The sequence below is a fragment of the Planococcus sp. PAMC 21323 genome (genome assembly GCF_000785555.1).
Lineage (GTDB): Bacteria > Bacillota > Bacilli > Bacillales_A > Planococcaceae > Planococcus.
The window spans coordinates 459,272-485,163 of sequence record NZ_CP009129.1; the positions used below are offsets into that span (position 1 = coordinate 459,272).

The following is a 25,892-nucleotide window of genomic DNA, read 5'->3' on the forward strand; positions in this document are numbered from 1 at the left end:
AAAAGAGGAACTTCCATGAAGTCATTATATAAAGAATTATTTAACGAAATCACTTTGCCAAATGGCGTCGTGTTAAACAATCGTTTAGGTGTGGCACCGATGACGACTTATTCAGGAAATGAAGACGGTACCGTTTCCGATGAAGAGTTAAGCTACTACAACCGCCGCGCAGGTCTTGGGAGTTTGTACGTTACGGCATGCATCGCAGTTTCAGAAAATGGTCTTGCGTTCCCGAATCAGTTTATTGGATTTGACGATAGTGCTCTTCCACGTTTAAAACAACTAGCAAAAGAAATGAAATCCAAAGGCAGCAAAGCGATTTTACAAATGCAACATGGTGGTCGACAAAGCAAGCCTGAATTGATTAAAGCAAACGAAATAGTAGCGCCAAGTGCTGTTCCAGGTGAAGCTGGCAAGCCAACACCGCGCGAATTGACTGAAGATGAAATCTTCGCAATCATTGAAGACTTCGGTGAAACGACAAGAAGAGCCATCGAAGCAGGCTTTGACGGTGTTGAAATTCACGGAGCGAATACGTATTTGCTTCAGCAATTTGTATCGAAAGTTACAAACCAGCGTCAGGATCAATGGGGAGGCAGCCTCGTAAATCGTATGAGATTCCCTCTTGCCGTTATGAAAAAAGTTCAAGACACAGTGGCTAAATATGCGGATGAGCAATTTATTGTTGGCTACCGCCTATCACCAGAAGAAAACAACGAGAAAACGACAGGCTATACAATCGAAGAAACAAAAATATTAGTGGAAGAGCTAATCGATCGCGGAATTCATTATATTCACGTGTCGTTGTTCGAATTTAAGAAAACACCAAAAGGCGCTGAACAAGGCGACAGCATTGTTCGCATTCTAGCCGATCAAATCAAAGGGCGTGTCCCATTTGTAGCTGTTGGAAGTGTAAAAACCCCAGAAGACGCATTATCGGCCATGACTGAAGGTGCCGACATTGTGGTAATGGGTCGACAAGCTTTGATCGATCCCGAGTGGACGGAAAAAATTAAACAAGGCAAAGAAGAGGATATCAATCCAGTAATCAAGCAAAACATGGTAGGAACATTGGATATCCCGCAAAACATGTGGCATCTGATCACATCATACGGCATGGTTACAGTTGAAGAAAGTTGATAACCTGACAAAAAAACGCAGTTCCGATGCATTCGGAACTGCGTTTTTTGCGTCTATCCAGTAAATACGGGGTCATAAGGATAACGATAATTTTCTTTGCGAGGTTTCATTAAGATAAAGAATAAAGTTAACGGTCCTATGCGGCCAGTGAACATAACGATGCTTAATAAAACCTCGCCAATGCTACTCAAATCACCTGTGATGCCCATAGTCAAACCAACTGTACCAAAGGCCGACACCACTTCAAAGGCGAGCGGTAGAAATGGAATGGTTTCGGATACGGTTAATAAAAATAAGAAGAGAACAACGAGTAACACGCTAATTGTCGTGATGGCAAGCGATCGGATAACAGTTTCTAGTCGGATAGAACGGCCAAAAATTTCCGGTTCTCTCCGTGATCGCAAAAAAGAAACAGTTGCGAGAATAACCACAATAAAAGTAGTCAACTTAATACCGGAAGCTGTTGAAGCGCTCCCGCCGCCAATAAACATTAGCAGCATAGTGAATAACAATGTAGGGTCTTCAAGTTGTCCATAATCCAACATATTAAACCCAGCAGTTCGTGGCGTTACGGCACTAAAATAGGAAGTCACTAACTTATCGAATATCGACATAGGGCCGAGTGTGCCTGGATTGTTATATTCCAATAGGAAAATAACCAACATGGCTAAGCAATTTAAAATTAATGTACCGCCAACCATTAACTTAGTATGCAACGACCACCGACGAATTGATTTCTTTTGTGAAACATCCATCACGACAGTAAAACCAATTCCCCCAATAATAAACAATGAAGAAATCAATAACGTTACCACTGGATCACCAGCAAAGCCGATCATGTTATCTGGAAATAAAGAAAAACCGGCATTATTAAAAGCTGAGATAACATGAAAAATACTGTAATTGAGTGCATCTTTAAAGCCGAATTGAGGGATCCAGTAAATGGTCAGAAACACCGTTGCGACAGCCTCTACCGTTAACGCAAACGTCAAAATCAATTTGACTAGCTTGACGATGCCGCCAATTGAACTTTGTGTCAGTGATTCTTGTAAATAGATGCGGTTTTGCAGACCTACTTTTTTGCGGAATAAAATAAGAATCGCAACCGCAAAAGTCATCAAGCCAATACCACCACATTGAATAAGCACAAGAAGCACCAATTCTCCAAATGCAGTAAGCACAGTTCCTGGATCAAAGACACTAAGTCCGGTCACCGTAGTGGCAGAAGTAGCCGTAAACAAAGCATCCGTCCAAGAAATCGACTCGGTAGTGGCGAACGGTAATTTCAATAAAAAAGTGCCCAATACAATTAAAAACAAAAAGCTTCCGGAAATCACCAATGGCGGAGAAACAGTCAACCGCTTTTTTTTCCAGGACCACATGCTAGACACTTCCTCATCTTATAGAAGTAAAATATGAGCCAACTCTATGCTTGTTTGAGAGAACTGTCAACAAAATAAATAGCTAATTACTAGAAAAACTCGTGTATGCTATATAAGATAAACAAAAGAGTTTAAAAACACACAAACAGAAACACAGGGGGTTACAAATGACTTCTTTAAGACAGAAAATCGAACAAGCGCTTTCGGGGTTATCGGAAGCAGAGCGGCGTATTGGAGAATACGTTCTAGGAAACTCTGAGGCGGTTCCTCATATGACAACAAAAGAACTTTCAAAAAAAGCAACTGTTAGTGAAGCGACTATTATTCGCTTTTGTAAGTCTATCGGTATCGGCAGTTATAAATCTTTTAAGCTCGCTCTCATGAAAGATTTAACTTTAACAGACACAAGCTTAACGGATTTCTCGGCAGTAAATAAAAAAGACTCGCCATACGATCTTTTTCATAAAGTAATTCACGTTAACAAATCTGCAGTTGAATCTTGTGCGGATTCACTCGATCGTAAAGAGTTAACAAAGGCGGTAGATGCAATTCGAGATGCGCGAAAAATTGTCTTTTTTGGTGTGGGCGGTTCTTCAACAGCTGCAGTCGACGCACAATATAAATTCACAAAACTCGGATACCATTCGATTACTTCTTTGGATTTTCACCATATGCTTTCTGTTATTCCACATTTAACCGAAAAGGATGTTTTCGTTGCAATCAGTACATCAGGCAAAACCAAAGATGTCTTAGAACTCACGCGGTTTGCTCAAAGAAAAGGTGCAACTATTATCGCCATTACAACACTTAGTAAATCTCCTTTATACAAAGAAGCAGAGATTCACTTATGCACGCCAAACGTCGAACAAGATTTTCGTATTGGGAGTATTGCTTCACGTATGACGCAATTGACGATTATTGATACTTTATATTTGAGTATTTTCCATCATGTTGGAGAAAATGTGTTGCAGCAATATTACGATGCACGCAGTGAAATGGAACGTTTGAGAAGATAAGAGTCGATGATTCGGCTCTTTTTTTATTTAGTTTTATGAAATTAAAATTCACAATATTTTAAATATATATTGACATTAAATTTCTTAAGGCTAAAATTAAGACAATAAATAAATACAAAGAAGAGGTGAGCTAATGCTGGAGAATTTGTCCACAGAAAAGCGAAACAACGACACCATGAAAATGGATGAAATGTCAGTGCTAGAAATATTAAAAACGATGAACAACGAAGACAACAGCGTTCCAGGAGTTATCGAAAAAGAATTAGCAAGTATTGAGGAAGCTGTAGTAAAAGTAATCTATTCCTTTAAAAAGGGAGGCAGATTAATTTACATAGGTGCTGGAACAAGCGGACGTTTAGGAATTTTGGATGCCGTTGAATGCGTTCCAACATTTGGTGTCTCACCAGAGCAAGTTGTTGGAATTATTGCGGGCGGTGCTAAGGCAATCAAGACAGCCATCGAGGGTGTAGAAGATCAGCCACAAGTTGGAATGGAAGATTTGAAAGCGATTTCACTCACTCCAAATGACACAGTTGTCGGAATTGCAGCAAGTGGACGAACGCCTTACGTAATTGGGGCGCTTCAATACGCTAAACAGATTGGTGCAGAGACTGTTGCTATTTCATGCAATAAACGATCGGAAATCAGTGATTATGCTAGCACAGCAATCGAGATCGAGACAGGTGCAGAAGTGTTAACGGGTTCTACCCGTTTAAAGGCAGGAACTGCTCAAAAGCTAGTACTCAATATGATTTCAACAGCTGCGATGATTGGCGTAGGGAAAGTTTATGGGAATTTGATGGTTGATGTCCAAGCGACGAACGCAAAACTGATTGAGCGGTCAAAACGGATTATTATGGATGCAACGCAAGTCGATTACGATACAGCAGAGCATTTTTATGGACAAGCTGACGGTCACGTAAAGACAGCAATTGTGATGAGTTTGTTGGATTGTACAAAAGAACAGGCTATTGAAAAACTAACACTAGCAGGTGGATTTGTTCGCAAAGCTTTATAACATTTAGGGGAGCGGAGGGGTTGTATGAAAAAGGAACAACAAATGGCAAAAGATATTCTTGAGAAAATTGGTGGGAAAGAGAATATCAATCAAGTAGCACATTGCATGACGAGATTGCGTTTATCGATTAAAGACGACAGCAAAGTAAATCTTAGTGAACTCAAGCGTGTAGATGGTGTAATGGGTGTTGTAGAAGACGACACATTGCAAATTGTTGTAGGTCCAGGGACAGTCAACAAAGTAGCTGCTGAGATCAGTAAAGAAACCGGACTAGCAATCGGTGAAATGGCTGATATCAATGAAGAGAATATGAGTTTCGAAGAAAAAGCAGCGATGAAAAAAAACAAATTAAAAGAAAAAAACAAAACGCCATTCAAACTATTTTTGCGTAGTGTCGGGAATATCTTTATTCCGTTAATTCCTGGATTAGTTGCTTCGGGACTGATTAATGGCGCAGCAAACTTTGCAAAAAACGCCGGTGTAGATGCAACGGAAACGTGGATGCAAATTTTGCTGTTGCTCGGAAGCACCGTATTTGCGTACTTAGCAATTCTTGTCGGTTGGAATACAGCAAAAGAATTTGGTGGAACGCCAGTACTTGGCGCTATCGCTGGGGGTATTTTATTCAATCCAATGCTTGCGGATATCGTTATATACGGCGAACCGTTGATTGTGGGTAGAGGCGGATTGTTTGGCGTTATCTTGGCAGCTTGGTTGATGACGTTTGTTGAAAAGAACGTTCGCAAAGTCATGCATAGTTCAGTTGATATTTTATTTACACCACTCATCACGCTATTAATCGTCGGATTCTTTTCTTTATATGCGATTGTGCCAATTGCAGGTGTTTTATCAGACGGCATTATGACTTTCTTGACTTCTGTACTTGATGTTGGTGGTGCACTGGCCGGCGGAGTGCTAGCCGGATTCTTCTTGCCGCTAGTTATGCTTGGATTGCATCATGGTTTGACACCAATTCACTTAGAGTTAATGAATACTCTTGGGGCAACAGCTTTACTGCCGATCTTGGCAATGGCTGGAGCTGGTCAAGTTGGGGCTACGATCGCTGTGTATGTGAAAACAAAAAATCAGCGTTTGAAGAATATTATTAAAGGAGCTCTACCGGTAGGTTTCCTCGGTATCGGCGAACCACTTCTTTACGGTGTGACATTACCACTAGGTCGACCCTTTATCACAGCTTGTATGGGAGCTGCTTTTGGCGGAGCGTTTCAAGCGGTTATGCAAACAGCAGCACTTGGAATAGGCGTATCAGGTATTTCGTTGATTCCTTTAATTGCTGAAAGCAAATATGTTTGGTATTTTGTTGGACTGGTGGTTGCGTATATTTTTGGATTTATCTTCACCTATCTGTTTGGATTCAAAGAAGAGATGGCAGAAGGTATTTAAAAGAAAGGGAGAGAAATCTCCCTTTTTTTATTGTATTTATATTGAAGAGGAGTTGGAAAAATGCTTGGAATTTCAGTTTATTTGGGGGACGATTCGTTTCAGCAGTTGGGACCCTACATTGAGCAGGTGCGTAAGATTGGATTTAAATCTATTTTCACGTCGCTTCACATACCTGAGGACAATCCACTCTTCTACAAAGAACGATTGCAGCAACTTGGCAGCTGGGCGCAGCAATTCGACATGGAGCTCGTAGCGGATATTGCACCAGCGTCTTTAGTTCACCTTGGGTTTGATTGGGATAATGCAGAAGGTTTGTTGGACTGGGGTGTGACAGGCTTGAGAATCGATTATGGAATCGATGACAAAGTGATTGCCGCTTTGTCACAAAAGATGAAAATCGCATTAAACGCCAGTACATTAACAAAAGAAGGGCTTGCTGCATTGATGGAATGTGGATTGCAGAAAGAATCAGTAGAAATGTGGCATAATTTTTACCCACGACCAGAAACTGGTTTAGATTCAGTGGAGTTTACAAAAACCAATCGATGGCTAAGGAGCGAAGGCTTAATGGTGATGGCTTTTATTCCAGGTGACGAAATTCTACGAGGCCCTTTGTACAAAGGTTTACCAACCTTAGAGGAACATCGTGGGGTGACTCCTTTTGAAGCGTACATGAATTTGAAAGAGAACGGAGCAGTGAATAAAGTACTGGTTGGCGATATTACGCTTAGTGAAAAAAGCTTGCAGCAATTCGAATCATTTGGTCAAGGAGTCATCTCACTGCGAGCGGAGAAGCTTGTGAAAGTAGGAGAGCTGCCAGTCCAGACCAATCGGTGGGACGCTGCTCGAGATTGTATTCGGTCGATGGAATCTCGCCAATATGGATTGATCGGCACGCATTTATTGAAACCCGAAAATACGATTTTTCGAAGCAAAGGAAGCATCACCGTAGACAATGAACAATACGGTCGTTATAGAGGCGAACTACAAATCACGAAAAGAAACTTGCCAGCCGATGATAAAGTGAATGTGATTGGCAAAGTGATAGAAGAAGATCTGCCATTATTGGCATTCATTAAGGGTGGAGTCGAGTTTCAACTAAAATGGATTTGAAAGGTAAAATCTAGCTGTTCAAACTGCAAATACCTCGAGTTGGTCGAGGTATTTGTAGTTTTTTTGCGAGAAAATCTTGCTCGGTCTTTAGTGAGAGAGGATCTGCACGTTTGGCGAGGAATACGCACGGTTGAGGGGTACTTATGCACGCTCGAGTAAAAATGCGCACGCTACTCGAGAGCTTACGCACGTTCTTGATGAAAATAGATATGGGCAATGACTATTTACAACGTGCTTAGATTTATTGAAATTTAATTTCTCTAAAATAGATACTTTGTATCTAGTGAAATTTCACAAGAGTAAGTAATTGGAAATGGATACATAAATAAAATATTCGGAATATATTGTAAATACAGCTCCATTGGTGGATAGGAACTGGTGGAAGCTTTCGGTACCCTTAATGCATCGATGATTTGTATTATGAAAAACTAAATTTGGAGGGATCACATGAAGAAAGATTTGAGGCTTAAAACTGCAGCAGCTGTTGCAGCTATTGTACTCGTACTTCCTTTGGGTCAACCTACATTCGTGGCAGCTTCATCAGTAAATCAATGGGATTCGCCGAAGCCATTGTCTTCGGTACTCCACAGAGGCTCAGCACAAAGCGCAGGACTCGTTAAAGAACCATTAGCAGAGATAGATGGCGTGATGAATACAGCTGTAGAAAATGGAACAGCGCCGGGCATTGTGACGTTTGTTGCCAAAAGTGGTCATATTGTAAAGCATGATGCCTTTGGTTATGCCGCTCTTTATACAGATGATAAACAAACAGAGATGGAAAACCCTGTCGCCATGACAAAAGAGACGATAGTTGATGTTGCGTCAATTAGCAAAATCTTTACAACTACAGCAGCAATGATTTTATACGAAGACGGTCTTTTTCAGCTAGACGATCCAGTCAGCACACATTTGCCTTCGTTTGCAGTAAATGGCAAAGAAGATGTCACGATTCGTCAGCTGATGACACATACCTCTGGATTTACTTCATGGGCGCCAATCTATCAGCAAGAAGGAGGACGCGAAGAACGAATTGACTATGTACTGAATTATCCTCTTAGCAACTCACCCGGAACTACGTATAAATACAGTGACCTTAATTTGATTACGTTAGGGGCGTTGGTTGAAAAGTTTTCAGGTATGCGTCTGGATGAATTTATTAGCAAAGCACTAACAGGTCCACTGGGCATGAAAGATACGATGTACAATCCACCGGCTTCATTAAAAAATCGAATTGCGGCAACGGAGTATCAGCCGGCGATTGGTCGAGGAATGGTGTGGGGAGAAGTTCATGATGAAAATGCATGGTCACTTGATGGCGTTGCGGGTCATGCAGGCGTGTTTTCCACGGCACTGGACTTAGGGAAGTTGGCACATATGTTTTTGAATGACGGCAAATACGCAGGACAACAAATTTTGAAGAAAGAAACCGTGCGCATGCTAGAAACCAATCAAATTCCTGAGTTTCCAGGATCTGATCACGGATTGGGGTGGGAGTTAAACCAAGGCTGGTATATGGATGCATTGTCGGATTCGACTTCTTTTGGTCACACGGGTTATACCGGGACAAGCATTGTCATAAATCGTGCCAACCACACAACGGCTATTTTGTTAACAAACCGTGTGCATCCTACACGAACGACCGTATCGACGAATTTCATCCGCCGAGATTTTGCACGAAAAGTTGCCGATGCCATTTCTATTCCTATAAAAAAACAGGATAAAGCATGGTTTGCAGGATACGGAGACACGCAAAATCGTGAGATGACTGTCGCTGTGGATGGAGCTTCTCAGATCGGTTTTGAAGCATGGCATCGCATTGAACAAAACTCGGATTACGGCTATGTCGAAACATCTGCAGATGGTGAAAACTGGAGTGAAACTGAGCTTGAATTTACTGGTAATAGCAAAAACTGGACAAATCATCACCTGGATTTACCTGAAGAAACGCAGTTTGTCCGTTTCCGTTACGTCACGGATAAGTCGGTTAATGGTCGCGGACTCTATATCAAAAATTTGACTGCTGACAATGAAAAAATAGAACCTGTGAAAAGTAACAACGATTGGGTCTTGCGCACGTATTAATAACTAGGAGGATATAAAATGAAAAAAATGCTGTTACTGCCAATGTTAATCACCACGTTGATTATTTCTTCATTTTACACTGGAGCGGAAAAAACTTCGGCAGAAAGTTTCGTTACAGATTTAGTCATTCTTCAAAATGTACCTGAAGTTGAAGTGGGGACGATCGCTGGAAGCCTTCAGCTCGAAGCCGTACATCTTGCGGATAAGGGACAATATCAGCTCACCAGAACCAACTTAAGCTGGCATTCTACAAATAAAACCGTCGCGACAGTCGATTTAGATGGACGTGTTTCGGTAGCTGGCAAACCAGGAAAAACATTTATTCACGTTACAGATGGAACATATACAGATAAAGTTGCCATACATGTAAAGCCCGGTGCTAAAACAAAAGGAGAAAAAGGAAAACCGACACTTATCGCTTCAGTAATCAAAGAAAGTGGCGACCGTTATCAATTAATAGATCGCGCAATTGAAAAAATGACAATGGAAGAAAAAGTTGGCCAAATGTTAATGCCTGATTTTAGAAAGTGGAACGGCCAAAATGTCACAACTCTGTTACCAGAAATTGAGCAGTTGGTAAAAGAATATCATTTAGGGGGAGTTATTTTATTCCGTGAAAATGTAGTAACTACGGAACAAACCACTAAATTGGTTGACGACTACCAACAAGCGGCTGAAAAGCATAATTTGTTAATGACGATTGACCAAGAAGGTGGCATTGTTACTCGCTTACAATCGGGTACCGACATGCCTGGTAATATGGCGCTTGGTGCAACGCGTTCAACAGAGATTACTGAAAATGTAGGACGAGCAATTGGAGAAGAATTATCTGCACTAGGTATTAACATGAACTTTGCTCCGTCGTTCGATATTAATAACAACCCAGATAATCCTGTGATTGGCGTTCGTTCGTTTGGGGAAAAGCCGGAACTTGTAGCTGACTTAGGAGTAGCTTATACAAAAGGGCTGCAACAAACTGGAACAGCTGCAACAGCAAAGCATTTTCCAGGACACGGGGACACCGCAGTCGACTCGCATCTTGGCTTGCCTTCTGTTCCTTATGATTTGGAGCGACTGAAAGCCGTCGAATTGTACCCTTTCCAAAAGGCTATGGAAGCTAATATTGATGCCATCATGACAGCGCATGTCACTTTCCCTAAAATTGATGACACGAAAGTCATTTCGCAAAAAGATGGCACCGAGATTAATTTGCCAGCGACGCTTTCTTATAAAGTTTTAACAGAGTTGATGCGAGAAGATATGGGCTATGAAGGCGTTATATTCACCGATGCACTGAATATGCAAGCAATTGCTGATCATTTTGGTCCTGTAGATGCTGTCATTCGCGCTGTAAATGCCGGAACAGATATTGTCCTTATGCCGGTTGGACTCGAGCAAGTGGCAGCAGGTCTTTACGAAGCAGTTCGTTCGGGCGAAATCTCACAAGAGCGGATCGATGCATCGGCTACACGTATTTTAAGTTTGAAAATGAAGCGCGGTATTCTAAAAGAAGAATCACCGGTTTCATTAGCAGAGAAAACAGCAAACGCATTGCAAGTGGTAGGCTCAGAACAACATAAACAAATCGAAAAACAAGCAGCTGAAAAATCAATCACTTTGGTAAAGAATGAAGGAGTACTGCCACTCGCACCAACTCCTGAAGAGCTGTTAGTAGTGGTAGGAAATTCATCATCCGCCGAATTATATAAAGAAATCAAGGCACGGCATGAACAGACAGTTTGGATAGAGGCAACAAAGCCATTAACTGCCAGTCAGTTGGAAACCCTTAACACCGCGCAAGCTGTCATTGTAGGAACTTCTACATCGTCATTGTCGCAACGTTCACCAGGCAGCGATCAAATGAAGTTGATCAATCAAGTAATCGCTGAATCGCAAGCACCTGTAGTTGGAGTAGCCATTCGAAACCCTTACGACATCATGGCATACCCGGAAATTGATGCTTATTTGACGCAATACAGTTTCCGCACAGCGAGTTACAAAGCTATGGCTGCAACAATCATGGGGGAGCTAAATCCTACTGGAAAACTGCCGGTCACAATTCCGAATCTAGCAGGAGAAGTATTCTATGAGTATGGACATAGCGTGAGTTATTAATCATAAGGGGGAGAGGGAATGAAAAAGTGGATAGCAATATTGACAACGATTTTACTGGTTCTAACTTCGTTATCTATCGCTTTTGCGGATCATGATAATGGCAATGGAAAATCGAAAGATAATCGGAAAGACCATAAAGATATCAAACTGGGAGTGGAAGTATTACTAGATGAACAAAAAGAATTGATAAGCGGAAAGAAGGTCGGGTTAATTACTAATCCGACAGGTGTTGATCAAGAATTAACTAGCATTGTTGATTTATTGAACAACGATCCAGATATTGAGTTAGCTGCCTTATACGGACCTGAGCACGGTGTAAGAGGAGATGCACAGGCGGGGCAATATGTGGATTATTATATTGATGAAGTAACAGGGTTACCTGTTTATAGCCTATATGGAAAAACGCGGAAGCCATCGCCTGAAATGCTTGAAGGCATAGAAGTGTTAATCTTTGATATTCAAGATGTCGGCGCACGATTCTACACATACATTTACACTATGGCTTTAGCGATGGAAGCCGCTCAAGAACAGGGAATTCCATTTATCGTATTGGATCGCCCAAATCCGCTTGGTGGCACAAAAGTAGAAGGACCGGTCTTGGACCCAGCATATGCTTCGTTTGTTGGACAATACGCGATCCCACTTCGTCACGGAATGACCGTCGGCGAATTGGCAATATTTTTTAATGAAGAAATCGGGATTGATGCAGACTTAACAGTTGTAGAAATGGAAGGGTGGCAAAGACAGTCCTACTATGATGAAACTGGTCTGGAGTTTGTGCCGCCTTCACCCAATATGCCAACACTCGACACTGCTTTAGTATATCCGGGAACGGCGTTGATCGAAGGGACGAATGCCTCAGAAGGACGTGGTACCACAAAGCCTTTTGAATACATCGGGGCACCATTTATTAATAGTACAGAACTTGCAAAAGAACTGAACGCGTTGCAACTACCAGGAGTTAGTTTCCGAGCAACGTCGTTTACGCCGGCATTCTCTAAACATGTTGGTAAGTTATCGCATGGCGTTCAAGTTCATGTGACGGACCGAGAAGCATATCAACCGGTGGAAACAGGACTGCACATAGTGAAAACGATTTACGATCTGTATCCAGGGCAACTGCAGTTAAGCTCTTTCTTCAATAACTTAATAGGTAACGAGTGGATCAGTAGTGGTATAAAAGATGGAATGACCATAGAGGAAATGAAAGAACGCTGGCAGGGAGAGTTGAAAGAGTTTAAAAAAGTTAGAAAAGACTACTTATTGTATTAGAGGTTAAAGAAGCAGTATCAGGATAATCGATCAGAAAGGTAAAATCTGGCTATTCAAACTGCAACTCTCTCGAGTCGGTCGAGAGAGTTGCAGTTTTTTGGTTGGCAAATTTTACTTGGTCTGGCGGGAGAGGGGTATGCGAGGTTGGAGTGGAATACGCGTGGTTACGCGGTGCTTATGCGCGTTCCCGAGGAGATACGCACGGTGCTCGAGAGCTTATGCGCGCTCCAACAAAAATACGCGCGGTCAGCGTGAAATACGCACGGTGCTCGTGAACTTATGCACGCTCCAGAGGAAATACGCACGCTCCCAAAAAAATACGCTTGCTCAATAAAACCAACCCCCAATTGCACAAAAAAAGCACGGCAGAAAAACCTGCCGTGCACTCGAAATGGATTTTCCAAAAAATCCATTTCGCCCGCTACAATTGCAGGTGCACGAAAATAGTCTGCAAAACTAGTGTTTTTCCACTTCTTTAAGAAAACGCTTACTTTATTTTAAAAATATCTCAAATTGGTATAGACAACTATACCGATAGTGTCTATAGTGAAAATTAAGAATATATAAAAGGGGTGGAAATTTATGTTCAGTTTTCTACAGAAAATAGGGAAATCGTTAATGTTCCCGATCGCTACATTGCCAGCCGCAGCGCTATTGCTACGTTTTGGACAAGATGACATGCTCGGCATTCCGTTTATGTCAGCTGCCGGTGCTGGGATTATCGATAACTTAGCAATCATTTTTGCTATCGGTATTGCCATGGGTCTCGCTCATGATGGTAACGGTGGAGCAGCTTTAGCGGGTGCTGTTGCTTATCTTGTATTAACTTCAGCAATCGTAACGATTAACGATACGATTAATATGGGTGTTTTCGCCGGTATTTTATCCGGTATTGTCGGTGGACTTTTATACAATAAATTCTATAACGTGAAATTCCCACAATGGCTTGCTTTCTTCGGGGGCAGACGGTTTGTGCCAATTATTACCGCTGCAACGATGACAATTTTGGCTGGTCTACTTGGGTACGCATGGCCTCCAATTCAAGAAGGTATTGATAGTGCGGGTGAATGGATTTTAAATGCCGGTATGTTCGGCGTCGGTGCTTACGGATTCTTAAACCGTTTGTTGATCCCAACAGGATTGCACCACGTGATCAACACGGTTGTCTGGTTTGATTTTGGAACCTTTACGGACGCTTCGGGTGAAGTGGTACGCGGAGAGATTAACCGTTTCCTAAAAGGTGATCCAACAGCAGGACCGTTTTTATCTGGTTTCTTCCCAATTATGATGTTCGGTTTACCAGCAGCATGTCTTGCGATGTATGCAGCTGCTAAAAAAGAGCGTAAAGCAATTGTTGGCGGAATGCTTTTCAGTATTGGATTTACTTCATTCTTAACAGGGATCACAGAACCAATTGAATTCACGTTCATGTTCTTGTCTCCTCTATTATATGTAATTCATGCCCTACTAACGGGTGTGTCAATGATGGTTTCTTATGCATTAGATATTCATCACGGTTTCGGCTTCTCTGCCGGAGCGATTGACTATGTGCTCAATTATGGTCTCGCAACCAATCCGTTATTGCTTCTTGTCGTTGGACTGGGTATAGGAATTATTTACTTTGTGATTTTCTACTTCTTGATCATCAAACTGGATCTGAAAACTCCAGGCCGTGAAGATGAAGACGAAGAAGGAGCAGAAAATACAGGTTCAGCTAACGGAGCAGTTGACGTCCGTGCTTACCACATGATCGAAGGTCTTGGTGGCGTGAAGAATATTGCAGCCATCGATTATTGCACAACACGTCTTCGTATGTCGGTTAAAGATGCTGGTTTGGTAGACGAAAAAGAATTGAAACGTCACGGTGCGATGGGCGTGATGAAAGTTAATAAAACAAACGTTCAAGTCGTAATCGGTACAGCAGTTGAATTTTTAGCAGATGCAATGAAGCCGCGTCTAGCAAGTGGCAATCCAGCACCTAGTGATTTAACTGTAATAGAAGAAGAGAAAACAAACGAAGCGGTGGCAGCACTCGCTGTTGCAGCAAAAGATTTTGAAATGCCAATTCAAGGTGATATCATTCCGTTGTCTGAAGTACCTGATGAAGTATTTGCAAAAGGTATGATGGGGCAAGGATTTGCGGTTATGCCAACTGGCGACACGCTTTATTCACCAGTAAACGGTCGGGTTGTTAGTGTTTTCCCAACTAAACACGCCATCGGTATTCAAACGGATACTGGCGTAGACATATTAATCCATGTTGGTTTAGATACGGTCAAATTGAAAGGGCAAGGCTTTGAGACATTAGTAGAACAAGAAGCATTCGTGCAACGCGGAGATGCATTGTTGAAACTTGATCTGGAATTCTTAAAAGCAAATGCACCTTCGATTGCAACACCTGTAATCTTTACGAACTTAACCGATCAAAAAGTGACGATGATGAAAGACGGCTTCCAGGAACAAGGAACAGCTTCCATTCTGAAAGTCGAATAACTATAGCCGAAAAACCAGGAGAATCCACCGAGATCTTCCTGGTTTTTCCTAAGGAGTGACCTAAATGATGAAAAGTATATTGATTTCAGGCATCACGATTGCAGATGCTAAAGAAGAAAGTTTTGTTGGGGATATTCTAATAGAAGATGGAGTAATAACGCGCGTCGCCGAAAAGCTTGATTTGCAAGCAGATAGCTATGTCGATGCAACGGGAAAAAACTGGACGGCTTTTCCTGGGTTTATTGACATTCATATTCACGGAGCTGCAGGGCACGATGTAATGGATGGAACACCCGAAGCGTTAAATGGCTTGGCATCTGCCTTGCCAAAAGAAGGCACAACAAGTTTTCTTGCGACAACGATGACACAAACGGACGAGGCAATTTCAGCTGCACTGCAAAACATTCGAGCGTTTAATGCGCAAGACGGTCAGGCGGAAATGCTGGGCGTACATTTAGAAGGCCCATTCATTTCAGACAAACGCGCGGGCGCGCAACCAATTGAACACATTATCACGCCGTCTTTGCCGCTATTTACTAAATGGCAAAAGCTTAGTGGCAATCAAATTCGTGTGGTGACTTTGGCTCCAGAAACAGCGACTGGTTCAAAATTCATTAAAAGTTTAACAGACGAAGGTGTTACAGTATCGATTGGTCACTCAGACGCTACGTTTGAAGAAGTGCAAACAGCTGTGCGTTGCGGAGCAAAGCATGTAACACATCTTTATAATCAAATGAGTCCACTACATCACCGCAATCCTGGGGTTGTAGGCGCCGCATTATTAGAAGACGAGTTATCAGTAGAAGTGATTGCTGATTTTATTCACAGTCATCCGTCTTCTGTGGAACTGGCTTTCCGTCAAAAGGGTGCAGAGAAACTCATTCTTATTACTGATGCGATGCGCGCGAAAGGTTTGTCTGCAGGCGTTTACGATTTAGGCGGTCAAGATGTGCAAGTAACTGAAAAAGATGCGCGACTTGCGGATGGCACATTAGCAGGCAGTATTTTGACGATGGAAAAGGCGATTCAAAATGTACAGTCGATTACACGATGTGGTTTGAAAGAGCTAGTGTCGATGACATCTGCTAACGCGGCAAAAGCGCTCGGACTGTCAAATAAAGGCGAGTTAAAAACTGGCATGGATGCAGATATAGCAATTGTCGATGAAAACTTTACTGTTCAACTGACGATTTGCAGAGGAACGATTGCTTATAAGAAGGAGAATCAATAATGAAACTAATACGTGTCGAAAACTACGAAGAGATGAGCAGCAAGGCGGCAGAGTTAGTAGAGCAACAAATTTTAGAAAATGATCATGCAGTACTCGGACTTGCGACAGGCTCAACACCACTTGGTCTTTACGAAAACCTTATTCAAGGTGCGAAAGAACGCGGTATTTCTTACAAGAACATTCATACCGTAAACTTGGATGAATACCGAGGGCTAGCAGGAACTCATCCAAACAGCTACCGTTATTTTATGAATGAAAAGCTGTTCCGTCATATTGATATAAAAGTGGAAAACACCCATATTCCAGATGGTAAAGCGAAGTCAGTAGAGGAAGAATGCCGACGTTACGAAGCATTGGTTAATGAAATCGGACCACCGGATTTGCAAATTCTCGGTATGGGAATGAACGGGCATATCGGCTTTAACGAACCTGGAACACCTGAGAACAGTGTTACACATTGCGTATTGCTAGAACCTTCAACTCGAAACAGCAATGCCCGTTTTTTCAGTGATCGTGATGAAGTGCCAACACATGCGATTACGATGGGAATTGAGTCGATATTAAAAAGCAAACAAATTCTCGTGTTGGCTTCAGGAAAAACCAAAGCGCAGGCAGTCAAGCGTTTGTTAGAAGGACGCATTAGTGAACAGTTTCCAGCATCATTTTTATGGAAACACAGTCATGTTACACTAATTGTTGATAAGGAAGCTTACAGCTTGGTAACGGCAAACGAGGAGTGATCGCAGTGCTGGACAAACAATCGCCAATTCCGATTTACATTCAGATAGAAGAACAGCTAAAACAGCAAATTCAGCAACGAGATTTCGTAATCGGTGCGGCGATTCCATCTGAACGAGAGTTGTCCGAGTATTTTGGTGTTAGCCGGATGACGGTGCGCCAGTCGATAACCAATTTGGTGAATGATGGTTTGCTGTACCGGGAAAAAGGACGCGGCACATTTGTTGCTTCGCCTAAAGTGGAACAACCGTTAAATGGCTTAACGAGCTTTACAGAAGATATGCTAGCTCGTGGAATGACACCGAGCAATAAAATCATCAACTTTGAAATTTTAGAACCTGATGTTGAAGTTGCAACAGATTTGCGATTAGTTGATGGCGAAAAAGTTTACTTTATCGAGCGGATTCGCTTTGCCGATGAAAAAACAATGGCGATTGAGCGTACTTACTTACCAGTCGAACGATTCCCTGGCTTGCACCAGGATTTGCTACAGGGATCGCTATATGCGATGATTGAAAACAATCAGCAGTTGAAAATCAGTCATGCCTCCCAGCGGATGGAAGCTGGAATGGTTAAAAAAGAAGATGCCGAACTGCTACAAATCGATGTGCCAGCCGCTATCTTAATGATTGAACGCATCAGCTATTTAGATGGTGACTTGCCATTTGAGTTGGTTCGCAGTACGTACCGTGCAGATCGTTATAAATTCACAACCGAAATTAAACGTTAATTAAAAAGGAGAAATGAACATGATTGAAAAAGTTTATACAATAACAAGCGACGAAGGGTTACATGCACGTCCAGCATCAAAACTAGTTGGAGCGGTATCCCCGTTTTCAGCTGACGTGAAAATGCTTTATAAAGAAAGAGAAGTTAACTTAAAATCCATCATGGGCGTTATGTCACTTGGCGTTTCAAAAGGCAACACAGTTAAAATTACAGCTGACGGCAGTGATGAAGAATCATTGATGGCGAAAGTAGATGAACTAATTATCGCTGAGGGACTTGGGGAAGCATAAGCACCTATTTGATGTGGAGTTGAGTCACAATGTTAAAAAGTTATTTCAAGCAAGCACAAGAACATCTAGAGCTTGTTGAAAAAAATGAAACACCAGCAATGCTATTCGCTGCCAAAAAAGTATCAGATGCCATCCAATCGGGTGGCATCATTCAATTATTTGGTTGCGGACACTCGCATATTTTAACCGAAGAAGTGTTTTACCGTGCGGGTGGATTGGTACCAATCAAGCCGATTTTCGTAGAACCGTTAATGTTGCATGAAGGTGCCGTCCAATCATCCGAGCTAGAGCGGAAAAACGATTATGCAGCGAGTTTCTTGAAAGATCAAGATTTTCAAAAAGACGATGTGGTTTTTGTCATCTCAACATCTGGTCGTAACCCTGTGCCTGTAGACGTAGCTTTAGCAGCGAGTGAAAAAGGCGCATTTGTTATTGGCATTACCTCACTTTCGTATTCTGTGAGTCAGTCCTCGCGACATAGCACGGGCAAGCATCTATTTAATTCAGTAGATTTAGTAATCGACAATCACTCTGTCCCTGGTGATGCTGTATTATCCTACGAGGGTGTTGACATACCATTTGGTCCGACTTCAACAGTAGTCGGTGTCACAATATTAAATGCAATTTTCGCAGAAGCTATTAAAGAAATGGCAGATGCCGGATTTGAGCCACCGATATTCTTGAGTGGCAATATCGACGGGTCAGACGAACATAATCACAAGTTGATCGATAAGTACAGCGAGCGAATTCCGTTGTTGTCTTAAGGTTTAGGTTTAGCGCACGGCAGATTTTTCTGCCGTGCTTTTTTGTGTAATCAGGGTTTTGCGTTTTTGTGTTGGACTTTTGGAGCGTGCATAAGTTTTGGTGAACGAGCATATTTCTGCTGGAGCGTGCATAAGTTTCGGTGAACGAGCATATTTCTGCTGGAGCGTGCATAAGTTTCGGTGAGCGAGCATATTCCCGCTGGACCGCGCATAAATCCAGCCAACCACGCACAACCTCCGCACACAAAAAAATCCCCTGCAAACATGCAGGGGATTTCGTCAGTTATTCAGCAGATAATTCGCTTTCAGTTACCCATTTATGATTAGTTACTTCGTCACCGCTCTCAGTGTCCACAAAGTCGACCATATAAACCGTAGTTTCTTCCGCAGTGTCGATTGTTGCAGTGGCTCCGTCCATGCCTTCCATATGATCTGCGGTGATTACCGCTTCGTCTCCAGCTGAAAGTGGCATGTCGCCAGCATCTTCTAACTCTTCATGAATGACCCATTTATGATTTTCTACAGGTTCGCCACCAGTAGTTGGTGTAAAGCTCAATGCGTAAACCGTCGTGTCGTAAGCGCCAACGATCGTCGCTTCAGCACCATCCATTCCTGGCATATGATCAGCTTTAATAATCGCTTGACTGCCAACTTCAAATGTTGGGCTATCCGCTTCTGCCAAGCCTTCAGGCACTTCACCAGAACTAGAATGATCCATACCGCCATGACCCGCATCGTCACCTTTTTCTTCATTCATTTCAACATCAGTTTCCGGGTCTACGGGGTTCATATCTTCTTCTGTATCACTGCAAGCCGCTAACGTAATTGCCGTTAAAGTCGACATTGTAAGTAGTAAAAAATTCTTTTTAATCATTTATATCCCTCTTTCATTTTGTTAGTAAGTGTACTTTACCCTCTAATTGTGCAATTGCTGTGCAGAATCTGCACCAAAACTCAAAACTTTTCCTGTACAATGAACCTAACTAACGATCGGAGGATGAATAAAATGAAAGCACGCTGGATGTTAACTCCTTTAATGACAGGGTTGCTGCTTGTTGGATGTGCACAAAACGATGAATCAACTAGCGAGACCAATGAAAATTCAGAGGAATTTGAAGTAGCATTTGATGGCCGATTTGATCATGTTCACGGCATGGGCTATATCGAAAATGAAGAAGGCTTGTATTTTGCTACGCATAACGGCTTACGAATTTATCGCAATGGAAAGTGGTTAGAAGAAACCGAGCACGCAAATGATTATATGGGATTTAATGCAGTAGCGGACGGCTTTTATACATCTGGTCATCCAGGACCGGATTCGATGATGCAAAATCCAATCGGTATCCAACGCAGCAAAGACGGTGGTCGTTCACTCGATCATATGGGCTTTGAAGGCGAAACGGATTTTCATCATATGGCTGTCGGTTATCGCAATCACCATATGTTTGTGTTGAATCCACAAGAAAATTCGCAAATGGGACCTGGATATTACCATAGTGAAAACGAAGGAGAAGAATGGAAACAAGTCAGTGGATCTGGATTGGAAGGCGAAGTTTCTGCTTTTGCGATGCACCCAAATGATTCGCAACTCATTGCGGCAGCTTCGACAGATGGTATTTTTTTATCGGAAGATGGCGGAGATAGCTTTTCGCTACTGACAGAAGATGGTGTTTTTGGTACGGCTGTATTTTTTAATGAAGAGTCGCTATACTACGCAACGTACGGTACACAAGCAGAGCTTATCAACTATACAATAAAGACAGGCGATAAGGAGTCAATCGAGTTGCCTGACTTACCGGAAGACGGGATTTTATATATCGCTCAAAATCCGCTCCAACAAGAACAACTTTCCATTTACACCGCAGTCGGTCATGCATTTATTTTTGAAGATGGCGACTGGAAGCAGATTTTAAACGCTGGACAAGTAGAGCAATAAAAAAGCTAGAAAACAGCGGGGGTTCTTATGTTCAATAAACTATCTTTGAAAATCGGGTTGTTGTTTTTTATCTTTATATTAATTATTGAAACATTCTTGTTTACAACCTTGTATGTAACGTTGGTTAATGAACGAGTTGACGAAGTGATGGAAAATTTGTTGGCCCGAGGTGAAACACATAGCGAAGTGTTAGCTGACAGTTTTGAGGATGTTACGTTGAGCCATGTGGGCATGATGGAAGCGGCAACTGATTTTATTGTTGTGATTACCGACAAAGATGGCGAAATCTTAGTTAATTCGGATGCACTAGAACCAGAAATGCTGGCAGTTCTTGATCATACAGAATTTGAAGAAATACCCACTAAAGGTGAAATTGTCGAAGAAAGTTGGCAAAACAAACGTTATATCGCGACCGATAGTCCGATTACAATTAATGGACAACACGCAGGTCATGTCTTTATGTTTTCGCCAACTGACAATATCGATCGCATCATCGGGCATTTAAAAAATCAATTTCTGCTAGTAGCACTTATCGCATTGGTATTAACAATTGTTACGGTTTTACTGTTGTCACGATTTATTACGCTGCCGTTAATTCGCATGAAAGAGGCGACAGAGCAGTTAAGCCAAGGTAATAATAAAGTCGATTTAACAAATGAACGAAATGATGAGCTTGGCGAATTAGCCAATGCAATTACCAAATTATCGACAGACCTCGACCGATTAAAGAAAGCGCGTAATGAATTTTTGTCGAGTATTTCGCATGAATTGCGGACACCGTTAACTTATATTAAAGGCTATGCTGACATATTAGATCGCGGGGACACAACAGAGAAAGAGCGGGAAGAATACTTGACTATTATCCGCGAAGAAACAGCACATTTAACGTTATTAATTGGGAATTTATTTGATTTGGCCAAATTGGATCGTAATCAATTTACTATTGAACAAAAAAACGTCTCAATTGCAACGTTATTAAGTTCCATAGCTATTTTAGTTAAACCAGCATTTGATGATGAGCAGCTTACTTTGTCCGTAAATTCTGGGGAAGACTTACAAGCTTATATCGACGCTGAACGTGTTCAACAAGTATTGCTCAATATTTTAGACAATGCCCGTAAGCATTCATTTGCAGGTGGTAGTGTTATGATCACTTGTATAGAGGAAGAGGACAAAATCGTGATTCAAATTCGCGACGAAGGGCAAGGCATACCTGAAGACGAGCTGCCATTCGTTTTTGACCGACTTTACCGTGTGGAAAAATCTAGATCGCGAGAAAGAGGCGGTTCCGGACTTGGATTGGCGATTGCTAAAGAAATTATCGAATCGCACGGTGGACAGATCAACATCGACAGCCAAATTGGCAAAGGAACAACTGTGACCATTCGATTGAAAAGAGGTGGAAACCATTTATAAAGTAATGTTAGTGGACGATGAAAAACGAATGCTCGATTTGGTTGCCCTTTATTTAAAACCACATAACTACGTATGCACAAAAGCAGACAATGGCAAACAAGCTTTAGAATTATTAAAAAAGGAGTCTTTCGATTTGGTGTTACTTGATATTATGATGCCAGATATGGACGGCTGGGAAGTGTGTCGAGACATCCGAAAGTTTTCTGATGTCCCGATTATTATGCTAACAGCTCGCGAACAACAAGAAGACGTCGTCAAAGGACTTCGACTCGGTGCTGATGACTACATGACAAAGCCTTTTGGCGAAGATGAATTGCTCGCGCGTATGGAAGCTTTGCTCCGCCGTAGTGCTCCTACAAAGCGGGTTGAGTTTAAAGGCTTACTTTGGAACGAAGAAAGTTTCGAGTTAACTTATGAACAAAAGTCGATTCGTCTGACCCCGAAAGAATTTTCAATGTTGGGATTGCTACTTAAAAATCCAAATAAAGTATTCGAACGTGATCGGTTATTAGAACTGATTTGGGGATTCGACTCGGAAACAGAGGGACGAACAGTTGATTCGCATGTCCGCAATATTCGAGAAAAAGTTAGGCAAGCAGGATTTCCCGTCGACGATCATTTCTTGACAGTATGGGGAATTGGCTATAAATGGGTTCATTAAAAAACCACTGCAGATTTCTGCAGTGGTTTTCTCTATATCAATCGCTTACCAGAAACCGAACGTGCTGCATGAATGCCACTTGCAGCAGCTCCAATAGTTCCACCACCTGGGAAAATATGATCGCCACAAACATATAGATTAGGCAGTCCCGAATGGTGAGAAATCGAATGAAACAAAGCAGCATCTAAAGTTTGAGGGAATCCGCCAACAAAGCCGTTTACACGGCCTGCGAAACGTTCCCAAGCTTTAGGTGCACCGCTTTCCATATGAACAATCGCATCACGAAATCCAGGAATCACTTGCTGGATCGCTTGCAGCATGCGTTCGGTTAAGACTTCTCTCGTTGCTTCATATTTTTTTTGATTGTCCCATTCTTCGATCCGCGAATGGGTAGAAATTGTTATTGTTTGAAAGCCTTCAGGTGCACGCAATTCGTCACCAGGAAGAGACGAAGACATAAAGAAATGTCCGCCTTCAGCAAGTCCGTCTCCAGTCGAAATTTGTCGGAATGCAGGCAATGGCTCGTCTAGTTTGGTCAGATCAACAGCTAGGTATAGTGTCAACGTTGCCCAAGTTTCTCCTGCAATGCCGTCACGTAAAGATACCTTTAGTTTAGAGACCAGTTCAGGAGAAAATATTTTCGTCAATTGCTGAATTGGCAAGTTTAAAATAACGTCGGTTGCTTCATATAGATTGCCGCGGTGATCGGTCGCAATCCATCCATCACCTTGTTGCTCTAGTTTTTCGATTGTTCGTCGTTTTTTCAACAAGCCACCATTTTCTGTTAAGCTGTCGCCCATTAATTCAGCAAAGCGATACAAGCCCCCTGGTACGTAATAGGCCCCTTCGTGGTAAATATCAAGCGCTACTGCAGAAAGTAAATAGGCAACATCCTCACTGCCAGTTTGCATGCTATCTATCAACAAACCATCAAGCATATGCCTAAATTCGTGCAACTCGCTAAGGCCATGCTTTTTTAAACGCTGACCCAAGGTTTGATTGAAATAAGGGAGCAGCTTCATATGTTGCGGTCGCATTGATTTAACCAAATAAGCCCACTCGTTTGCGTTTGCGGGAGGCAAGGCAGGAAGAGGATCCATTAACGTGCGGACAGTCGTAGCTACAGCAAAGACTTCCTTATAGAATGCTTGAATTTTTTCGCTATGGGATGGGAAAAGAGCAACGATGCCTTTAACGTGTTGCTGCCGGTCTTTATGAAACACGAAAGTCGCATCCGGGTGAACCATTTCCATTACGCGTTCGAGTGGCTCAATAGACATCGGTTTTCCAAGATAACGAAAAATACGTTCGTGAATGCCGCCAGGTTCGAGACCCATACCGAGAGTTGCACCAACGGGAAATAAGTATTTATGACGTTTGAATTTACTGGCGCAACCACCGAGCTCTGAAGATGCTTCGAGTAGGGTCACGGACCACCCATCTTTTGCAAGTAGTGAACCCGCTGTTAAACCACCAATACCCGCACCTACAACCAATACATGTCGAGTCATTCGAATCCACTCCTTTGCTTTATTATGGCGAAAGGCAAGCTTTTCTGCCAATACAAAAGCCCAGTCGCAGAGAGTCTCTCTGCAACCGGGCTTTTGATAAAGTGAATTATGCTACGTTACGGCAAGCTTTTGCGCATTTTGCACATGCTTCTGCACATTTTTTGCAGTGATCGTGGTCGTGTTTTGAACATTCTTCTGCGCAAGCTTCACAAATTGCTGCACAAGCTGTTGCAAGTTCTGAAACAAATGGGGAGTTGCGTGTAATGGCGTGCTCGAGGTACGCACAAATATCCGCGCATTCTCGGTCGAGACGAATACATCCCGCCATCATTTTTACGTCATCTTCTTGTAAGCAAGCGTCGAAACAGTGGTTACACGCGGCTGCGCAATCGTGCAAAGTTTTAATTAGTTCTGCATGTTGTTCATGTGCCATCAATAAAACCTCCACTTTCAGATTTTGTTTCTCTTCTTTTTAGCTTCCCTTTAATCTGGGAAATAAACAGAATAAACAAACTCCATAAAATCTGCACAATTAGGTTTTTGATGACTCTTTTAATGAACGTAACTGCTCATCATATTGATCTTTAGTAATCTCGCCTTGCACATAACGTTGACGTAATGCTTCAATCGCCTGATCGGATTCCTGTGGTTCAGTGCTCGCAGCATTTTTACGCGCTTTGATCAATGTGACCCATAAAGCGATGCCAATTAAAGTTAATATAGCAACAAACGCAACAGCAATCGTTACGCCAAGTGCTTGGTTACCCGGGGTAAAAAACTCTCGCATTGTTTTCAACTCACTTTCTTTAAGACTTTTTTATTGCGAACTTTATAAAGATGAACAGCACGTTGCCTTTACGGATAGTGTAGTTCACCCCCTCAATAAAAGCAATAAACCAAAAGATTTGGTGGCAAGTGTATTCATGAAGAGAAACGAATTATGCTACGATAGCTGAATACAATAAAAGGGGTGTTTTTCATGTTCATACATAAAATTGACGAAGACTTATCACTCAAAGTTTTGGAAATGCGAGATGCAGAACGGATTTTCAGCCTCACTGACGTATCGAGAGAGTACTTGAGAGAGTGGCTTCCGTGGCTTGATTTCACAACAAAAGTAGAAGACACAAGAGATTTTATTAAATCCGGTAGCAGTAATTTTGTTGAAGGAACATCCCTTGGAACAGCGATTTTATACAAAGGAGAAATTGTTGGAGTTGGAGGTTTTAACAGCATCAACTCCGCTAACAAAACGGCCTATATTGGCTATTGGCTCGGGCAAGAATATCAAGGGAAGGGCATCATGACCCGCGTTTCGAAAGCATTGACTGATTATGCATTGAAGGAACTCAAGTTAAACAAAGTCGAAATTCGGGCAGCCGCAGAAAATCATAAAAGCCGCAGTATTCCTGAGCGTCTAGGTTATAAAGAAGAAGGCACAATCCGCCGAGCCGAGTGGTTATACGACCATTACGTCGATCACGTTGTTTACGGCATGTTGGCCGAGGAATGGAAATAAAAAGAAATTTGAACAAAGCAGCAAACTCGCTGCTTTGTTTTTTTTGAAATGAGCGTACAATA

The 25,892-nt window shown here is 42.2% G+C and carries 23 protein-coding genes; 18 read left to right on the forward strand and 5 right to left on the reverse strand.

Going from position 1 to position 25,892, the window contains the following annotated elements:
• Positions 1-15 precede the first annotated feature (15 nt).
• On the forward strand, positions 16-1,140 hold the full coding sequence (locus PLANO_RS02435; protein ID WP_038702667.1) for an NADH-dependent flavin oxidoreductase: 1,125 nt from the start codon (positions 16-18) through the stop codon (positions 1,138-1,140).
• Between the two features lie 53 nt (positions 1,141-1,193).
• On the opposite strand, the gene PLANO_RS02440 is transcribed toward PLANO_RS02435, so the two are convergent.
• The gene (locus PLANO_RS02440; protein ID WP_038702669.1) at positions 1,194-2,522 is read right to left on the reverse strand and encodes a TrkH family potassium uptake protein; all 1,329 of its coding nucleotides are present in this window, start codon (positions 2,520-2,522) and stop codon (positions 1,194-1,196) included.
• Between the two features lie 167 nt (positions 2,523-2,689).
• Between PLANO_RS02440 and PLANO_RS02445 the strand changes: the two genes are divergently transcribed.
• From PLANO_RS02445 to PLANO_RS02505, 13 genes are all read left to right on the forward strand, one after another.
• Entirely contained in the window at positions 2,690-3,538 is an 849-nt protein-coding gene (locus tag PLANO_RS02445; RefSeq protein WP_038702671.1) for a MurR/RpiR family transcriptional regulator, read from the forward strand.
• A gap of 133 nt (positions 3,539-3,671) precedes the next feature.
• Positions 3,672-4,556: an N-acetylmuramic acid 6-phosphate etherase gene (gene murQ, locus PLANO_RS02450; protein WP_038702673.1), complete on the forward strand. Its 885-nt coding sequence runs from the start codon at positions 3,672-3,674 to the stop codon at positions 4,554-4,556.
• 24 nt (positions 4,557-4,580) lie between these two features.
• A complete protein-coding gene (locus PLANO_RS02455; protein ID WP_038702675.1) occupies positions 4,581-5,960 on the forward strand; it encodes a PTS transporter subunit EIIC in 1,380 nt (459 codons plus the stop codon).
• Positions 5,961-6,020: 60 nt separating this feature from the next.
• Complete coding sequence (locus PLANO_RS02460; protein WP_038702677.1) at positions 6,021-7,073, forward strand: DUF871 domain-containing protein; 1,053 nt, start codon at positions 6,021-6,023, stop codon at positions 7,071-7,073.
• Positions 7,074-7,520: 447 nt separating this feature from the next.
• Complete coding sequence (locus PLANO_RS02465; RefSeq protein ID WP_038702679.1) at positions 7,521-9,155, forward strand: serine hydrolase domain-containing protein; 1,635 nt, start codon at positions 7,521-7,523, stop codon at positions 9,153-9,155.
• A gap of 18 nt (positions 9,156-9,173) precedes the next feature.
• Entirely contained in the window at positions 9,174-11,270 is a 2,097-nt protein-coding gene (locus PLANO_RS02470; RefSeq protein ID WP_156108880.1) for a glycoside hydrolase family 3 protein, read from the forward strand.
• Positions 11,271-11,288: 18 nt separating this feature from the next.
• Positions 11,289-12,542: an exo-beta-N-acetylmuramidase NamZ family protein gene (locus PLANO_RS02475; protein WP_038702681.1), complete on the forward strand. Its 1,254-nt coding sequence runs from the start codon at positions 11,289-11,291 to the stop codon at positions 12,540-12,542.
• A 582-nt stretch (positions 12,543-13,124) separates the two neighbouring features.
• Positions 13,125-15,035 (forward strand): N-acetylglucosamine-specific PTS transporter subunit IIBC, encoded by a 1,911-nt coding sequence (gene nagE, locus PLANO_RS02480; protein ID WP_038702683.1) that lies wholly within the window; start codon positions 13,125-13,127, stop codon positions 15,033-15,035.
• Positions 15,036-15,099: 64 nt separating this feature from the next.
• Entirely contained in the window at positions 15,100-16,266 is a 1,167-nt protein-coding gene (gene nagA / locus PLANO_RS02485) for an N-acetylglucosamine-6-phosphate deacetylase (RefSeq protein ID WP_038702685.1), read from the forward strand.
• Positions 16,266-17,006: a glucosamine-6-phosphate deaminase gene (gene nagB, locus PLANO_RS02490; protein WP_038702687.1), complete on the forward strand. Its 741-nt coding sequence runs from the start codon at positions 16,266-16,268 to the stop codon at positions 17,004-17,006. The genes nagA and nagB overlap by 1 nt, the downstream gene beginning before the upstream one ends.
• Before the next feature lie 5 nt (positions 17,007-17,011).
• Positions 17,012-17,734 carry a GntR family transcriptional regulator gene (locus PLANO_RS02495; RefSeq protein ID WP_038702689.1) on the forward strand — a complete coding sequence of 241 codons (723 nt, stop codon included), beginning with the start codon at positions 17,012-17,014 and terminating at the stop codon, positions 17,732-17,734.
• Positions 17,735-17,753: 19 nt separating this feature from the next.
• Positions 17,754-18,023 (forward strand): HPr family phosphocarrier protein, encoded by a 270-nt coding sequence (locus PLANO_RS02500; RefSeq protein ID WP_038702691.1) that lies wholly within the window; start codon positions 17,754-17,756, stop codon positions 18,021-18,023.
• Positions 18,024-18,052: 29 nt separating this feature from the next.
• A complete protein-coding gene (locus PLANO_RS02505) occupies positions 18,053-18,787 on the forward strand; it encodes an SIS domain-containing protein (protein ID WP_038702693.1) in 735 nt (244 codons plus the stop codon).
• Between the two features lie 283 nt (positions 18,788-19,070).
• Here the strand turns inward: PLANO_RS02505 and PLANO_RS02515 are convergent, their stop codons facing one another.
• Positions 19,071-19,661, reverse strand: a complete 591-nt coding sequence (locus PLANO_RS02515; RefSeq protein WP_038702698.1) for a YdhK family protein — start codon at positions 19,659-19,661, stop codon at positions 19,071-19,073.
• A 132-nt stretch (positions 19,662-19,793) separates the two neighbouring features.
• Here PLANO_RS02515 and PLANO_RS02520 point away from each other — a divergent pair, with 132 nt between their 5' ends.
• The 3 genes from PLANO_RS02520 to PLANO_RS02530 are packed head-to-tail and all read left to right on the forward strand — an operon-like array spanning position 19,794 to position 22,800.
• The gene (locus tag PLANO_RS02520; RefSeq protein WP_038702700.1) at positions 19,794-20,723 is read left to right on the forward strand and encodes a F510_1955 family glycosylhydrolase; all 930 of its coding nucleotides are present in this window, start codon (positions 19,794-19,796) and stop codon (positions 20,721-20,723) included.
• 27 nt (positions 20,724-20,750) lie between these two features.
• A complete protein-coding gene (locus tag PLANO_RS02525) occupies positions 20,751-22,139 on the forward strand; it encodes a sensor histidine kinase (protein WP_038702702.1) in 1,389 nt (462 codons plus the stop codon).
• A gap of 4 nt (positions 22,140-22,143) precedes the next feature.
• The gene (locus tag PLANO_RS02530; protein WP_038702704.1) at positions 22,144-22,800 is read left to right on the forward strand and encodes a response regulator transcription factor; all 657 of its coding nucleotides are present in this window, start codon (positions 22,144-22,146) and stop codon (positions 22,798-22,800) included.
• Positions 22,801-22,832: 32 nt separating this feature from the next.
• Here the strand turns inward: PLANO_RS02530 and PLANO_RS02535 are convergent, their stop codons facing one another.
• The 3 genes from PLANO_RS02535 to PLANO_RS02545 all read right to left on the reverse strand — a co-directional run bounded on the left by PLANO_RS02535 (position 22,833) and on the right by PLANO_RS02545 (position 25,098).
• Positions 22,833-24,311: a phytoene desaturase family protein gene (locus tag PLANO_RS02535; protein ID WP_038702705.1), complete on the reverse strand. Its 1,479-nt coding sequence runs from the start codon at positions 24,309-24,311 to the stop codon at positions 22,833-22,835.
• A 106-nt stretch (positions 24,312-24,417) separates the two neighbouring features.
• Positions 24,418-24,744, reverse strand: coding sequence for a four-helix bundle copper-binding protein (locus tag PLANO_RS02540; protein WP_038702708.1), 327 nt, complete (start codon positions 24,742-24,744; stop codon positions 24,418-24,420).
• 99 nt (positions 24,745-24,843) lie between these two features.
• Positions 24,844-25,098, reverse strand: a complete 255-nt coding sequence (locus PLANO_RS02545) for an SHOCT domain-containing protein (RefSeq protein ID WP_038702710.1) — start codon at positions 25,096-25,098, stop codon at positions 24,844-24,846.
• Between the two features lie 192 nt (positions 25,099-25,290).
• On the opposite strand from PLANO_RS02545, the gene PLANO_RS02550 reads away from it, so the two are divergent.
• Positions 25,291-25,830, forward strand: a complete 540-nt coding sequence (locus PLANO_RS02550; RefSeq protein ID WP_038702712.1) for a GNAT family N-acetyltransferase — start codon at positions 25,291-25,293, stop codon at positions 25,828-25,830.
• Positions 25,831-25,892 lie beyond the last annotated feature (62 nt).